Source organism: Rathayibacter sp. Leaf296, assembly GCF_001423045.1.
GTDB lineage: Bacteria > Actinomycetota > Actinomycetes > Actinomycetales > Microbacteriaceae > Rathayibacter > Rathayibacter caricis.
In genome coordinates, this window is the sequence record NZ_LMNR01000002.1 from 215,275 (window position 1) to 229,847 (window position 14,573).

Consider the following 14,573-nt stretch of genomic DNA (forward strand, 5'->3'; position numbering starts at 1 on the left):
AGGAGGCGGTGCCGCGGGATCGGGAGGCGCAGGGGGACGGGCGGAGCGCCTGGGCCGGAGCCGGATCCCGAGCACGGCATCGGCGGGAGAGCGCGTGGCGGACGGGCCGGTCGGGGGCGGAGCGACCTAACCTGGAGCCATGGCCAGATCCCATCTCACTCTAGCCGCGCTGGCCACTTCGGCCGTCGAGGGCCTCGACGTCCGGACCGCGCGCGCGTTCACCCACTCGACTCACGGGGACTTCGACTCCGCCCTGCTCTCGACCCGCGAGGGAGCCCGGCTCCTCGTGCGCGTGCCGACCTCGCCCCTGGCCGAGCAGGAGCAGCTCGGCGACCTCGTCGCGCTGCGCGCGCTGACCGCGGGGATCCGCAGCCGCCTGCCGTTCGACCTCCACACGAGCGTCGGGCAGGCGCCCTTCGACGGCACCCGGGCCGTGGTCTACGAGTTCCTCGACGGCGACCGCGTCCTCATCGACGACGTCGCCCCGGCGAGCGGGCTCGCGGACTCGATCGGTCGCGCGATCGGAGCGATCCACTCGCTGCCGGCGTCGTTCGTGCAGGAGGCGGGCCTGCCCGTCTCGACCGCCCGCGACAGCGTGAACGAGACGGTCGCCGTGATCGAGCGCGCCGCCGACACCGGGCACGTCCCCGCGGCGCTCGTCGCGCGCTGGGAGACGGCGTCCTCGGACGACTCGCTCTGGCAGTTCGACCCGACCGTCGTGAACGGCTCGATGACGTCGGACTCCTTCCTGCGCTCGGGCGAGGTCGTCACCGCGGTGCTCGGCTGGGCGGCTCTGCGCGTCGGCGACCCGGCGCGCGATCTGCACTGGCTGCTGAGCGCCCCCGGTGCCGGCACCGCCTTCGCCGCCTACTCGCGGATGCGCGCGGGAGCGGTCGACCGGACCCTGCGCCAGCGGGCTCAGCTCTACGCCGAGCTCGAGCTGGCGCGCTGGCTGCTGCACGGCACCGAGACCGACGACTCCGCGATCGTCGACGACGCGGTGGCGATGCTCGACACGCTCGTCGACAGCGTGCTCGGCGATCTCTCCGCTCCGCTGTCGTCCGACACGGGCCCGGTGCTCGAGGTCTCGGAGGTCGAGGAGCTGCTCAACCGCACGCCCGGCGCCCGGACCGGCGCCTCGGCTCACGGCCGCGGCCTCGCCCCGAGGGCCGAGGAGAGCGACTCCGAGAGCTCGCGCTCCGAGTAGAACCGCTCGGGTCGCAGCACCAGGTCGTCGGCCACGAAGTAGAAGACGGCGTCGATGCTCTCGAGCGGCACGCCCTTCCACTTCGCGAAGGCCAGCCGGTAGAGCGCGAGCTGGAACTGCTTCAGCTCGAGGTCGGCCGCGTCCTTCGGGGCGCGGCCGGTCTTCCAGTCGACGATCTGGTAGCCGCCTGCGACGGGGTAGACGGCGTCGATCTTGCAGACGACGACGTGCTCGGCGAGCTGCAGGTGGATCTCGATCTCGACCGCCTCCGGGCGACGGGCGGCCCACTCCGAGTGCTCGAAGGTCTCGACGAGGGCGGCGAGCCGCTCCTGCTCGACGCTCGTCGCACCGAGGTCGTCGAGCTCGTCGGGGAACGTGTCGACCGCCTCCGCCTCGCCCTGGACGCCGAAGCGGTTCTCGACCCAGGAGTGGAACGTCGTGCCGAGCCGGGTCTGGCGGTACGGGCGCTCGGGCATCGGCCGGCGCAGTTGGGCGGCGACCTCCTCCGGCACGCTGATGACGTCCTTGAAGCGCGAGGCGGGGATGCGCACGGGCAGCGCGACGCGCTCCCCGCCGGCGAGCCGCACGGCGCGCTCGGCGAGCAGCAGCCGGATGTCGTCGCCGCGCGGGCCCTGGAGCCCCGGCTCGGCGATTCGCACCCGCTCGGCGGCCGCGCGCACGCGCTCCCCGCGCGATCCGAGCGGATCGTGCGGCCAGCGGAAGGTGCGCGGGGCGCGCTCGAGGGGGTTCTCGAGGTGGGACGGCTCGACGGGGAGCTCGGGGATCGTGCCTGCCTCGGCGAGGTCGCGGAGGAACACGCCGGGCCCGCGGGGCTTGGACTGCCCCGCCCACCACGATCCGCTCAGCAGCAGATGGTGGCGGGCGCGGGTCACGGCGACGTAGGCGAGGCGCCGCTCCTCGGACTCGTTGCGCTCGCGCAGGGTGTCGCCGAACTCGCCGATCGCGTCGACGACGTCCTTCTGCGTCTCGGCGGTGCGCCAGTCGAGATCGGGCAGCTCGGCCGCGTCGCCGCGGAAGGCGTAGGGCATGGCGCCCAGCCGCACCCAGCCCCGGAAGCCCTCGACCGGCGTGCCCGGGAGCTCGCCGTCGACCATCCGCGGCACCGCGACGAGGTCCCACTCGAGGCCCTTCGAGCCGTGGACGGTCAGCAGCTGGACCGTTCCGGGCTCCGGATCCTCCGGTCGGGGCGCCAGGCCGTCGCGCTTGTCGGCGAGGACCAGCCAGCGGAGGAAGCCGCGGAGCGAGGATCCGGTGCCGCCGCCCCGGTCGTCGGTCTGCAGGTAGCCGGCGACGGCCTCGCGGAAGGCCTCGAGGTTCGCGCGGCCGTCGCTGCGCGACTCGTTCGCCTCGACCTCGATGTCGAGGCCGAGCTCCTGCTCGACGAGGGTGACGAAGTCGAGCAGATCGAGCCCGGCCCGGGCCCGGAGCCGGGCGAAGAGCGTGCCCGCGTCGTGCATCCGCGCGAGACCCTGCTCGCTGAAGGCCGAGAGGGCGGAGTGGTCGATCCTGCCGTCCTCGCCCGGGCGGCGCGAGGCGATGAAGTCGAGCGCCTCGATGATCGAGCCGCCCTCGCCCTCGGTGACGGAGGCGCGCATCCGCTCGCGGACGTCCTCGGGCAGCAGCCGGTGCGCGTGGTCGCGTGAGGCGAGCCAGGAGGCGAGGTCGCGCAGGGCGCGGAGGTCCCTCACCCCGATCCGCCAGCGCGCGCCGGCGAGGAGGCGGACGAGCTCGCTGCCGGCGGCCGGGTCCTCCACCACGGTGAGGGCGGCGACCAGATCGGTGATCTCGGGCTGGCGGAGCAGCCCTCCGATCCCGAGGATGTGGTACCGCACGCCGTGCTTCGCCAGGGCCGCCGCGAAGCGGTCCATGTGGGCGCGGACGCGGAAGAGGGCGGCGGCCGACGGCGGCTCGGGACTCTCGGCGAGCCGGCCCGCGAACCAGCGGGCGACGTCGTCGGCCTCGTCCTCGATGGTCTCCGGGAAGGTCAGCTCGACGGGGTGCCCGCTCGCGGCGGGACCGGCCTCGAGCCGGTCGACCGCCACTCCGCTGGTCGCCTCGAGCGGCTGGACGATCGCGTTCGCCGCGGCGAGGACGCGGTGGCCGTTGCGCCAGCTCATGCTGAGCGAGAAGCGCGCCGCCGAGCCGAAGTCGACGCCGAACCGGCCGAGGCCCTCGGCGCTCGCGCCGCGCCACCCGTAGATCGACTGGTGCGGGTCGCCGACCGCCATGACGCCCTGCCCGGCGAACAGTCGCGAGAGCAGGCGGGTCTGCAGGACGGACGTGTCCTGGTACTCGTCCAGCAGCACGACCCGGTAGCGCGCGCGGTGCTCGTCGACGAGTTTCGGCACCCGCTCGGTGATCTGCAGCGCCAGGGCGACCTGGTCCGAGAACTCGACGAAGCCGCGCTCGGCCTTCGCCTCCTGGAAGCGCTCGGCGAGGGAGGTGAGCACGGGCAGCGCGCCGACCGCCTGGACCGCCTTCTCGACCTCGCGGTAGACACCGCTCCCCTTCGAGCCGCGCGGCAGCTCGGCGATCCGCACGAAGTCCTCGGCGAAGCCCGCGACGTCGGCCGGGTCGGCCAGGTTGTCGGCGAGGTCGTGCGCGAGGGCGATGACGAGGTCGGTGAGGCGGTCGATGTTCGCCTCGACGTCGAGGATGCGCGGGTCGGACGTGTCGGCGACCACTCCGCGCGCCAGATGCCAGGCCGAGGCCTCGGACAGCACCGTCGCGTCGCCCTCCCTCCCGATCAGCGCGGCGTTGTCGCGGAAGATCGTGTTGGCGAAGGCGTTGTAGGTGGAGACCGTCGCGGCGTCGAAGGGATCCGGCTCGGTCTGCCCCTCCGCGAGCGGGAGGAGCCCCGCCGCGCCGAGCTGGTCGATGCGCCGGCCGATCCGCTCGCCGAGCTCGGCGGCCGCCTTGCGGGTGAACGTCAGTCCGAGCACCTCGGACGGGGTGGCGAGGCCGTTGGCGAGGAGCCACAGCACGCGGTTCGCCATGGTCTCGGTCTTGCCGCTGCCCGCGCCCGCGACGACGAGCGCGGGGGCGAGCGGCGCCTCGATCACGGCGCGCTGCTCGGCTGTCGGCGGGCGGAGGTCGAGCTTCTCGGCGATGGTGAGGGCGTCGATCACGCGGACACCTCCGACTCGTCCTCATCGGAGTCGTCGTCGGGCTCGACCTCGTCGAGCGCGAGGGTGCCGTCCCCCGAGACCTCCGGCACGGCGTGCTGGCGGTAGCGCAGTGCGTCCCCCGGCGAGAACGGCACGGCGTCGAGCAGGCCCGAGAAGGCCGGAGCGGCCATCCCGGTCGCCGCGGCGCGCACCCGTTCGCGCAGGCACTCGAGCTCCTCCTCGCCGAAGCGCGGCTGCACCACCTCCCGGTAGCGCCTGCCGCGCACCCCGCCCGAGACGAAGAGGAGCTTCGCGCCGCCCCGCTCGGCCGAGCCCGCCGCCTCGATCGCCCCGCTCGCGACCGCGAGCTGGTAGCTGCCCAACTGGGCGTGCTCCGCGACCGCGGCCTGCGGAGGGATGCTGCGTCCGGTCTTGAGGTCGACGATGGTCACGGAGCCGTCGGCCGAGCGCTCGACGCGGTCGATCGAACCGCGCACGCGGGCCGGCGGCACTCCGATCTCGAACTGCTGCTCGCGGCCGAGGACCTCGCCCCCCGCCTCGCGGAAGTCGACGAGGTACTCGGCGAGCCCCTCGACCAGCCGTCGGGTCAGCCGCTTCTGCCGCTCGCCGAGCCAGGGCGACTCGAAGACGAGCTCGGGCCAGCGCGACTCGAGCTGCGCCCACAGGGTCTCGGTGTCGGGCTCGGCGGCGTTCTCGAGCACCCAGTGCACGAGCGTGCCCACGCCCATCGCCGTGCTCGTGGTCGATCCGGACACCGCATCGACGAACCAGTTGAGCGGCGAGCTCTCGAACGCCTCGAGCCGGCTGGGCGAGACCGACACCGGCCGCTCCGGGTCGTCGAGCTCGAACAGCGGCTCGCTGGTCGAGGGCTCGAGCACCCCGTACCAGGAGACCGGATCGGCGCCGGGCACTTCGGCGAGCGCCAGGGCGCGCAGCCCGCGGATCGCCGCGGGCGCGTCGGGCGAGTTCGGAGTGGTCGCCGTGCGCCGCAGCGCCGCGACCGCTCCGCGCAGGGTGAGGGGCACCGCCGAGACGGCGTCGAGGTGGGGCGCATCGGGCGGCGTGAGCCGGAAGAAGAGGGACGGGGTCTCGTCCTCGCCGGCGACCGCGCTGAGCACGAGCTGGCGGCGGGCGCGGGAGGCGGCGAGCGCGAACATCCGCAGCTCGTCGTCGAGGGTGGCCTTCCGCCCGTCGAGCGGCAGCCCTCCCTCGCCGCGCGCGGCGCGGACGAGCCCGTCGGGATCCAGGAGGGAGCCGCGCTGGCGGAGGTTGGGCCAGACGCCGTCCTGGAGCCGCGCGACGACGACCACGTCGAACTCGAGCCCGACGACGGAGGAGGGAGTGCCGATCAGCACCGCGTCGTCGACGGAGCGCGGCGCGAGCGTGTCCTCGGGCACCTCGGCCTCGAGGATCTCGGTGACGAATCCGATCGCCGAGGACGCCGCTGCGCGCTCGACGAAGCGGCGGGCCGCGCTGAAAAGGGCGACCACGCCGTCGAGGTTGCGGTTCGCCTCGGCGGCGGTGAGCCCGGTGCCGAGAGCCAGTTCGCGCCAGGACGTCGCGACCCGGCTTGACTCCCAGGCCGACCAGAGGAGCTCCTCGATCGAGCCGTGCTCGGCGTGCAGCCGCCGCACCCGGTCGATCGTCACCGCTAGTCGCTCGGCCTGCCGGGCGGGGCCGGAGTCGATGGTCGCGAAGCGGCCGGGGGCCGACAGCGCCTCGACGAGCAGGGCGTCGCTCGGACGGATCCCGTCGCCCGCGAGCTCCTCGGCGCGCAGGGCGAGCCGGAGTCGGCGCAGGCCGAGCCGGTCGACGCCGCCGAACGGCCCGAGCAGGAGCTCGGCGGCGAGCGCGGCATCGAGGGGCCGCTCGCCGATGGCGACGCCGACCAGCACGAGCAGCGATCGGGCCGCGTGGTCGTCGCGGAGCGCGCGACCGGCCAGGACAGAGCGCACCGGCACCTCGGCCACGGCGAGCGCCTTCACGAGCGGCTGCACCGCCGCTCCCGAGCGCACGATGACGGCCATGCGGTGCCACGGCACTCCGTCGCGCAGCCGCCGCTCGCGCAGCAGCCGCGCCAGGGTCGCGGCCTCGCGCGCGGCCGTCGGCGCCTGCAGCACGAGGATCGGTGCGGGGGCGCCCGGAGCGTCGTCGTCGGCGCCGGCCGCGCGCTGGCGGCCGGCCGCCGCCGCTCCGATGCGCTGGGTCGCCCGCGAGACCAGCGCCCGCAGCGAGGCCGGATGCCGGTGGGCCCGCTCGAGGACGAGCGTCTCGGCGTCGGGGACGCTGATGCTCGCGGAGAAGCGCCCGAGGGTGTCGGAGGAGGCGCCCCGGTACGCGCTGGTCGCCACGTCCGGGTCGCCGAACGCGATGATCGTCACCCCGCGCGCGGCGAGGGCGCGCAGCAGCACGACGGTCGACTCGCTCGCCTCCTGCAGGTCGTCGACGACCACGAGCCGCAGCGCGGTGATCCGCTCGCCCCCGCCTCCGCCGCGGATGGTCTCGGCCGCGAACGCGGCGAACTCGGCGGCGTCGAGCTTCGTGCCGACGTCCGGCGACATCCAGTCGACGACCTCGCGGAACTCCTCCAGCAGCTCGGCGGCCGCCGCCCACTCGCCGCGCTCGGCGTCGACCGCGAGTGCGCGGATCGCCGCGGTGTCGAGCCCGTGCTCGGTCGCCCGCATGCCGAACTCGCGCAGCTCCGTGCGGAAGGTGCGGAGCCGGAGCACCTCGGGGCCGAACCCGTCGGGCCAGCGCGGCCCGGTGCCCTCGGCCAGGTGCCCCTCGATCAGCTCCGACAGGAGGACGTCCTGCTCACCGCCGGTGAGCAGCGTCGGCCGCTCGATCCCGAGCTCCTTGGCGGAGGCGGTGACCGCCTCGAACGCCAGCGACGTCGCGGTGCGCGCCAAGGGCCCGCGCGTCGGCACGTCGAGTCGGAGGGCGAGGACGTCGCGGAGGGAGGTGGCGGCGGTGCGGCTCGCGGCGAGGACGGCGACGGACTCGGGGGCGTAGCCGCGCTCGAGGACCCGCTCGGCCACGAGCTCGACGATCGTCGTGGTCTTGCCCGATCCCGGCGCTCCGAGCACGGCGGCGCTGCGGCCGTCCGGCAGGTCCACCACGGCCCGCTGCGAGGCGTCGAGCCCCGCCCGGGCGCGCTCCTGGGGCCGCTCCTCGACGGAGGCGGCGCGGGCGGAGGGGGTTCCAGGAGCGGGCACGCGACCACGCTAGCCAACACCGCCGACACTGCCCGGCGCCCGCGGCGCGGCAGCCCCGGACCCCGGTCCGCTCAGCGCGAAACCCGCGTCGGTGCCTCCGCACGGTGCCGTATCGTGACAGCCACGTCCCTCCTCCCGAAAGGCAACTGCTGGTGGAAATCCGTATCGGAATCGTCAACACCCCGCGAGAGCTCAACTTCGAGTCCTCGATGTCCGCGACCGAGGTCGAGAAGACGGTCACCACCGCTCTCGAGGCCGGTGCGAAGGTCCTGCGCCTGCGCGACGAGAAGGGCAAGATCTACATCGTCCCGACCGACACCATCGCGTTCGTCGAGCTCGGCTCGGAAGAGTCGCGCCGCGTCGGCTTCGTCGCCTAAGCACTTCCCGAGCACGACGTGGAGCTCCTCTTCATCGGCATCGGCGGGGTCCTCCTGGGCCTCGCCGCCCGGTACTCGCTGCCGCACCGCCACCTGCACGGCTCGGTGCTCGTGCCCGTCGTCGGCGGAGTCGTCGCAGCAGTGCTCTGGGTCGCGCTGACCTGGGCGGGGCTGCCCTGGGACGGCGGCCTGATCTGGTTCCTCGTGCTGGCGCTCACCGCGGTCGCCGTGGTCGTCGCCGACCTCGTGCTGGGCCGCTCTCGCGCCCGCCGCGACGACGCCTCGCTCCAGGCGATGCTCGCGGGCCGTGTCGCGCCCTAGACGAACCGCATCACGAGCGAACGGCGCGGGAGTCCTCGACTCCCGCGCCGTTCGTCGTCCGCGGGGGTTCAGGCCGGCACCGTCTCCGCGACCTCCGTCGCGAGCAGCGCCTCCGCCACGGCGGCCCGGATCGGCTCGACGATCGGCAGCCGACCCGCGAACTCGGCGACGAGCACCTGCGCCGCCGCACTCAGCGGTCCTCCGCCGATGATCACCGCCTCCGCGCCGGCCGCCTCGGCGCGCAGCACGGCGCCGCGGAGCTCGGCGAGCAGGCGCTCGGGGTCCTCGAGTTCCTCGGCGGCCGTCTCCGTCAGGAAGCAGCCGACGTAGTCCTCCGACCGACCCGCCGAGGCCACCAACGAGTGCAGAGTCGTCTCGAGCCGGGCCGTCGTCGTCGCGATCGCGAACCGACGGCCGCCGATCCCCGCCGCGCGCACCGCAGCGGCGCCGATCCCGATCACCGGGAGCCCCGTCGCGCGGGCCGCCGCCTCCGCACCCGGATCGCCGAACGCGGCCACGATGAGGGCGTCGGGCGCATGCAGCGGGACCGAGCGCCGTGCCGCCGCCACGACCTCGCCCGCTGCGGCGGCCAGGGTGACGGGGTCGGTGATGATCCGCGGTCCCCTCGCCGCCGTCTCCCCCGCGATCCGGACGTCCAGACCGCGCACCGCGTCCCGGGCGATGCCCACGAGCAGCCGCGTGGTGGTCACGGAGGTGTTCGGGTTCAGCACGACGAGGGTGCGCACGGCGCTCAGTCCTCCGCCATCGGGCGGCCGACCGTCTCGCGGGGGAACTGCACCGCGATCGCGCAGATCGCGAAGAGGCCCGCGAGCAGGGCGAACATGCCGCCGACCCCGGAGGCGTCCAGCACGGCTCCTGCCAGGAGCGGGAACAGGCCTCCCGAGAGCGATCCGAGCGCGAGGATGACGGAGGTGCCGAGCCCGCGGATCCGCGTGGGGTACTGCTCCGGGGCGAACAGCCAGATGGTGGTGTTGAGCACGATCACCGAGAAGTTGAAGAGGAAGCCGAACATCAGCACGAGGGCGACGGTCGTGCCGAGGAAGCCGAATCCCAGCCCCGCTCCGACGCCGAGGATCGCGGCGACCGTGAGCGTGAGCTTGCGGGGCAGGCGGCGGGCGGCGAGAGCGGCCACGAGCGCGCCGACCAGGGAGCCCGACTGCATGACGAGGGTATACCAGAGGGCACTCGTGATGTCGAAGCCGCGGGACGTGAGGATAAGCGGGATGAGGGTGAGCATCGAGATCTGCGCGGCGTACGACATGCAGACGGCGACTCCGAGGGCGATCGTCGTGCGACGGTGGCGCCGGCCGAAGAGCTCGGTCCAGCGCGGAGTCGCTGCGGCGGTGATCGGCGCGATCTCGGCAGCACCGAGGTAGTCGACCTCCTCGGTCAGCGGCCGGTGCAGCCGCCCCTGCGCCAGACGGTTGACGACCGTGTTCGCCTCGGCGACGCGTCCCCGGGCTGCGAGGTAGCGGGGCGTCTCGGGCAGCGCTCGGCGGTAGACCACGACGGCGAGGGCGGGGATCACGAGGAGGCCGAAGAGCCAGCGCCAGCGGTCGTCGCCCGTGAACACGGTGAAGACGATGACTCCGAACAGCGGCGCGAGCATGTTGCCCAGCCCGGCCGCCGCGACGTTGATGAGGCCGACCGCCGTCCCGCGGTGCTTGGCCGAGAAGAACTCCGCGAGCATGATCACGGCTGTCGCGATCTCGCCGCCGAGCCCGAGGCCCACGAGGAAGCGCGCCGCGACCAGGATCTCGTAGCTCGGCGCGAGGGCGCAGAGCAGGCTGCCGACCGCGAAGACCATCAGGTTCGCGCCCAGGAGGGTCCGCCGGCCGACCCGGTCCATCACGACTCCCGCGAGCACGCGGCCGAGCGCGACGGCGGTGAACGTCGCGGTGTTGAGGAGGCCCAGCTGCGCCCCGGCCAGGCCCCAGTCCGCGGCCAGGACCGGCCCGGCGACTCCGACCGTGTTCTGCTCGATCGCGTCGAAGAACACGCCGAACAGGATCATCGCGACGATGCCCACGTGCGCGCTCGTGACTCCGATGCGCGAGTAGGCGGCCTCGATGCGGTCCCCCATCGTCGTCGAGGGCGGAGGGTTCGTGACGGTGCTCATGGGCGGATCCTTTCGAACGGAGTCAGGGAGGCGCTCGGTATACCGAAGCACGACCGCAACGCTACGGTCGTGCTCCCGCCCGCATGTTTCGCCCGCGTGAAATCGCTGTTACGGCTGGTGATCACAGCGCCCGCTACCCTGGCCCCATCCGCACAGGTAGACCCGAGGAGACGCGATGGTCGAGAAGAGCCCGGCGAAGACGATGTCGCAGTCCGTCTACGAGGAGCTGCGCCGCAGGATCCTCGACGGCAGGCTCCCGGCCGGCGAGCCGATCCGCGAGCGCGATCTCGCCGCCGAGCTCGCCGTCTCGCGCGTCCCGATCCGCGAGGCCCTCCCCTGGCTCGAGCTGGCCGGCCTCGTCACAGTGCGGCCCCGGAGCACCGCCGTCGTGACGATCGTCACCCGACGCGATGTCGACGAGCTCTACGACATCCGGTCGGCGCTCGAGCCCCTCGTGGCGCGGAAGGCCGCCGAAGCGGTGTCGCGCGGCGCCGACGCCTCGGCGCTCGTCGCCGTCGTGACGGACGCGAGCGCGGCCCTCGCCGACGGCGACCTCGCGCGCTTCCACTCCGAGAGCGGCCGCATCCACGGTGCGATCGAGGCGATCGCGGGCAACCGCCTGCTGATCTCGACGATGGGCCCGCTGGACGAGCGGAGCAACCGCCTCAACATCGCGAACATCCAGGCGGAGCCGCGCGTGCGCCACGACGAGCACGTGCGCCTCGCGGAGGCGGTCGCCGCGGGGGACGCGGGCCTCGCCTCCTCGGTGGCTCACGCTCACGTCGAGTGGGGGCGGCAGCGCACGATCGCGACGCTCGCCGACGTGCCCGGCTTCTCGGCGGAGTGAGCCCGGCGGCTCAGGCGGTCAGCCCGAGCGCGTCCATCCGCCGGGTGTGCGAGGCGATCAGCTCGGTGAAGACCGGCTCGATGCGCGACTCGTCCGAGTCGGGGTTGCCCGACCCCATCAGCGCCGAGCGCGCGACGAGCAGGGTGTCGCCCACCAGGCGGCGACCCCAGACCGCCAGACGGGAGCCGAGGCGCTCGTCCGAGGCGATCTCGCGGCGCAGGATGGTGATCAACCCGTCGATGCCGGTGTCCGCGCCCAGCGTCTGAGCGATCCGCGGTCCCACGTCGTTCGGGAGCCCCCCGGTCAGGCGGATGAAGAAGTCGTCGAGCAGCCCGGCCGTGATGTAGGCCGAGAGGAGCGTCTCGTGCAGGTCCGCTCCTCGGGTCAGCCGCTCGAACGTGTCGATCGCGGGGCGGAAGGGCGCCATCGCCTCGCCCGGCTCCACCTCGCGCCGGCGGAGCTCGGCGACCACCGCGTGGTGCTTCGAGAGCGCGGTGCCGGCCGCGGCCGAGATCGCCTCCTTGTCGGCGAGGTCGTCGGTGTCGGCGACCGCGCGCGCGAGCGCCTCGAAGATCGCAAGCTGCAGGTAGGCGACCTGCCCGAGGTAGGGCAGCACCTCGGGGGTCAGATCCGCCAGGTCGACGCGGTCGCGCTTGGCCGACTCGCCCCGCGGGGTCAGACGCGGGGCCTCTCCGGAGGGACGTCGGCGTCGGAACCAGGCTGCCATTCGCCCAGCTTAGAGCGCGGGCGGTCCGCCCCGCCGCCGCCTTCCGGGGCCCGGAGAGAGCGTGGCGGTAGACTCGCCGGGATGTCACCGGCGCTGGATCGGTGACCCTGCGCCCGGAGTCGTACAGGGGCGTAGACCGTTCGACACGACAGGCGCTTCACTCCCGTGACTTTCTCCGATCTCAACATCGACGACGACATCGTCGCCGCACTCGCCTCCAAGGGCATCCTCGAGCCGTTCCCCATCCAGGAGCAGACGATCCCCCTGGCCCTGCAGAAGCAGGACATCATCGGCCAGGCCAAGACCGGCACCGGCAAGACCTTCGGCTTCGGCCTCCCCCTTATCCAGGCGCTGGGCACCGATCCCGAGCCGGGCGTCAAGGCGCTCATCGTCGTCCCGACGCGCGAGCTCGCCGTCCAGGTGACCGAGGACATCGAGCTCGCCGCCTCGAACCGCCCCACCAAGATCGTCTCGATCTACGGCGGCAAGGCGTACGAGGGCCAGATCGAGCAGCTCAAGGCCGGCGCGCAGATCGTCGTCGGAACCCCGGGCCGCCTCCTCGACCTCGCCGGTCAGCGACTGCTGTCGCTCGCGAACGTCCAGGTGATGGTCCTCGACGAGGCCGACAAGATGCTCGATCTCGGGTTCCTCTCGGACATCGAGAAGCTGTTCGCGCAGACGCCGCAGACCCGCCACACCATGCTGTTCTCGGCGACGATGCCCGGCGCGATCGTCGCGCTCGCTCGCCGCTTCATGAACAAGCCGATCCACATCCGCGCGACCGACCCCGACGAGGGCATCACGCAGGCGAACATCAAGCACATCGTCTACCGGGCGCACTCGCTCGACAAGGACGAGGTCATCGCGCGCATCCTGCAGTCGGAGGGACGTGGCAAGACCGTCATCTTCACCCGCACCAAGCGCGCCGCGGCCCGCATCGTCGAGGAGCTGAACGACCGCGGCTTCAACGCCGCCGCCGTGCACGGCGACCTCAACCAGGAGCAGCGCGAGCGGGCGATGGCGGCGTTCAAGGCCGGCAAGAAGGACATCCTGATCGCCACCGACGTCGCCGCCCGCGGCATCGACGTGAACGATGTCACCCACGTGATCAACCACACGATCCCGGACGACGACCAGACCTACCTGCACCGCGTCGGCCGCACCGGCCGCGCGGGCAAGACCGGCATCGCCGTCACGTTCGTCGACTGGGAGGACCTGCACAAGTGGGCCCTCATCAACCGCGCGCTCGAGTTCGGCCAGCCCGACCCGGTCGAGACGTACTCCTCGTCGCCGCACCTCTACACCGACCTCGACATCCCCGTGGGCACGAAGGGCCGGCTGAAGCCGACTCCGATCCCCGCCGAGGCGAAGGCCGACGCGCAGCCCGAGCGCAGCACCCGTCAGCGCGAGCCGCGCGAGCCGCGCGAGCCGCGCGAGGGTCGCGAGCCCCGTCGCCGCACCCGCGGCGGAGGCGAGCAGGCCGAGGCCGCCGCACCGCAGACCGGCCAGGCGCCCTCGAGCGAGAGCAAGGAGCACCACGACGGCAACAGCGAGCCGCGCCGCCGGACGCGCCAGCGCCGCCGCAGCCCGCGCCCCGACGCGCAGGTCTGACGCAGCACCTCACGAGCCCCCTCCGCGAGCGATCGCGCGAGGGGGCTCGTGCGTTCACCCGGGGGTGAGCGTCGGCGTCAGCCCCGAGCGGAGGCGCGGATCGCGTCGACCGTCGCCCGCGGCGTCGTGTTCTCGCCGAGCCGGTTCGGCTTGCCCGTGCCGTGGTAGTCGCTCGACCCGGTCGTGACCAGTCCGTAGCGCTCGGCCAGCTCGCGCAGCCTCGTCCGGCCGCCCGCCGTGTTCTCGCGGTGCTCGACCTCGAGGCCGAACAGCCCGGCGTCGACGAGGTCCGGCAGCATCGACTCGACGACGATGCCGCGGGTGCTGGTCGCCGGGTGCGCGATCACCGGCACGCCCCCCGCGGCGCGGACGAGGCGGACCGCGTCGACCGGATCGGGGGCGTAGTGCGGTCGGTAGTAGCCGCCGCGCCAGTCGAGGATCCCGGCGAAGGCCGCCGAGCGGTCGGTGGCGAGGCCGCGGGCGACGAGGGCGTCGGCGATGTGCGGGCGGCCGATGGTGGATCCGGGACGGGTCTGCGCGAGGACGTCGTCCCAGGTGAGGTCGTAGTCGGCCGAGATCGCGGTCACGATCGCCTCGGCGCGGTGCCTCCGCTCCGAGCGGATGCGCGCGGTCTCGGCGACGAGGCCCGGATCCTCCGGATCGACGAGGTACGCGAGCACGTGCACGCTCGCCCAGCCGACGCGCGACGAGAGCTCCATGCCCGGGACCAGCTCGATGCCGCAGTCGCGGGCCGCGTCGATCGCGGCGGACCAGCCGCCGGTGGAGTCGTGATCGGTGAGAGCCACCCCGGCCAGGCCCGCGTCGGCCGCCGCGCGCACGAGCACCTCGGGCGGTTCGGTGCCGTCGGAGACGAGGGAGTGGGTGTGGAGGTCGAACCCGCCTCCCGCGACATGCATGCCCCCCATCGTAGACGCGCGTCCTGCGCCCGGGGCCGGGAGGATGCCCTACCCTGACCGGG

Annotated in this window: 11 protein-coding genes; 5 read left to right on the forward strand and 6 right to left on the reverse strand. The window is 73.7% G+C overall.

Going from position 1 to position 14,573, the window contains the following annotated elements; translation table 11 throughout:
* Window positions 1–139 precede the first annotated feature (139 nt).
* The gene (locus tag ASF46_RS11310; RefSeq protein ID WP_056867710.1) at window positions 140–1,207 is read left to right on the forward strand and encodes a phosphotransferase; all 1,068 of its coding nucleotides are present in this window, start codon (window positions 140–142) and stop codon (window positions 1,205–1,207) included.
* On the opposite strand, the gene ASF46_RS11315 is transcribed toward ASF46_RS11310, so the two are convergent.
* Together ASF46_RS11315 and ASF46_RS11320 are read right to left on the reverse strand one after the other, a co-directional pair.
* Window positions 1,144–4,356: an ATP-dependent DNA helicase gene (locus ASF46_RS11315; protein ID WP_056867711.1), complete on the reverse strand. Its 3,213-nt coding sequence runs from the start codon at window positions 4,354–4,356 to the stop codon at window positions 1,144–1,146. The genes ASF46_RS11310 and ASF46_RS11315 overlap by 64 nt on opposite strands.
* Window positions 4,353–7,571, reverse strand: a complete 3,219-nt coding sequence (locus tag ASF46_RS11320; protein WP_056867712.1) for an ATP-dependent DNA helicase — start codon at window positions 7,569–7,571, stop codon at window positions 4,353–4,355. The genes ASF46_RS11315 and ASF46_RS11320 overlap by 4 nt, the downstream gene beginning before the upstream one ends.
* Before the next feature lie 152 nt (window positions 7,572–7,723).
* On the opposite strand from ASF46_RS11320, the gene ASF46_RS11325 reads away from it, so the two are divergent.
* Together ASF46_RS11325 and ASF46_RS11330 are read left to right on the forward strand one after the other, a co-directional pair.
* Complete coding sequence (locus ASF46_RS11325) at window positions 7,724–7,948, forward strand: DUF3107 domain-containing protein (protein ID WP_055793661.1); 225 nt, start codon at window positions 7,724–7,726, stop codon at window positions 7,946–7,948.
* Window positions 7,949–7,966: 18 nt separating this feature from the next.
* On the forward strand, window positions 7,967–8,269 hold the full coding sequence (locus ASF46_RS11330; RefSeq protein WP_056867713.1) for a hypothetical protein: 303 nt from the start codon (window positions 7,967–7,969) through the stop codon (window positions 8,267–8,269).
* 68 nt (window positions 8,270–8,337) lie between these two features.
* Here the strand turns inward: ASF46_RS11330 and ASF46_RS11335 are convergent, their stop codons facing one another.
* On the reverse strand, window positions 8,338–9,015 hold the full coding sequence (locus ASF46_RS11335; protein WP_056867714.1) for an aspartate/glutamate racemase family protein: 678 nt from the start codon (window positions 9,013–9,015) through the stop codon (window positions 8,338–8,340).
* A 5-nt stretch (window positions 9,016–9,020) separates the two neighbouring features.
* Complete coding sequence (locus ASF46_RS11340) at window positions 9,021–10,409, reverse strand: MFS transporter (protein ID WP_056867715.1); 1,389 nt, start codon at window positions 10,407–10,409, stop codon at window positions 9,021–9,023.
* 175 nt (window positions 10,410–10,584) lie between these two features.
* Here ASF46_RS11340 and ASF46_RS11345 point away from each other — a divergent pair, with 175 nt between their 5' ends.
* Complete coding sequence (locus ASF46_RS11345) at window positions 10,585–11,256, forward strand: GntR family transcriptional regulator (protein WP_056867716.1); 672 nt, start codon at window positions 10,585–10,587, stop codon at window positions 11,254–11,256.
* A gap of 10 nt (window positions 11,257–11,266) precedes the next feature.
* Here ASF46_RS11345 and ASF46_RS11350 read toward each other — a convergent pair whose 3' ends face one another.
* On the reverse strand, window positions 11,267–11,983 hold the full coding sequence (locus ASF46_RS11350) for a ferritin-like fold-containing protein (RefSeq protein WP_056867717.1): 717 nt from the start codon (window positions 11,981–11,983) through the stop codon (window positions 11,267–11,269).
* 165 nt (window positions 11,984–12,148) lie between these two features.
* Between ASF46_RS11350 and ASF46_RS11355 the strand changes: the two genes are divergently transcribed.
* Window positions 12,149–13,594, forward strand: a complete 1,446-nt coding sequence (locus ASF46_RS11355) for a DEAD/DEAH box helicase (protein ID WP_056867718.1) — start codon at window positions 12,149–12,151, stop codon at window positions 13,592–13,594.
* Window positions 13,595–13,671: 77 nt separating this feature from the next.
* On the opposite strand, the gene ASF46_RS11360 is transcribed toward ASF46_RS11355, so the two are convergent.
* Window positions 13,672–14,511, reverse strand: coding sequence for a PHP domain-containing protein (locus ASF46_RS11360; protein ID WP_056868554.1), 840 nt, complete (start codon window positions 14,509–14,511; stop codon window positions 13,672–13,674).
* Window positions 14,512–14,573: the final 62 nt, after the last annotated feature.

Excerpts from the sequence above, each read along its gene's own strand:
- ASF46_RS11310 (WP_056867710.1), top strand. The coding sequence starts at position 140 with ATGGCCAGATCCCATCTCACTCTAGCCGCGCTGGCCACTTCGGCCGTC.
- ASF46_RS11340 (WP_056867715.1), bottom strand. The coding sequence starts at position 10,409 with ATGAGCACCGTCACGAACCCTCCGCCCTCGACGACGATGGGGGACCGC.
- ASF46_RS11345 (WP_056867716.1), top strand. The coding sequence starts at position 10,585 with ATGGTCGAGAAGAGCCCGGCGAAGACGATGTCGCAGTCCGTCTACGAG.
- ASF46_RS11350 (WP_056867717.1), bottom strand. The coding sequence starts at position 11,983 with ATGGCAGCCTGGTTCCGACGCCGACGTCCCTCCGGAGAGGCCCCGCGT.
- ASF46_RS11360 (WP_056868554.1), bottom strand. The coding sequence starts at position 14,511 with ATGCATGTCGCGGGAGGCGGGTTCGACCTCCACACCCACTCCCTCGTC.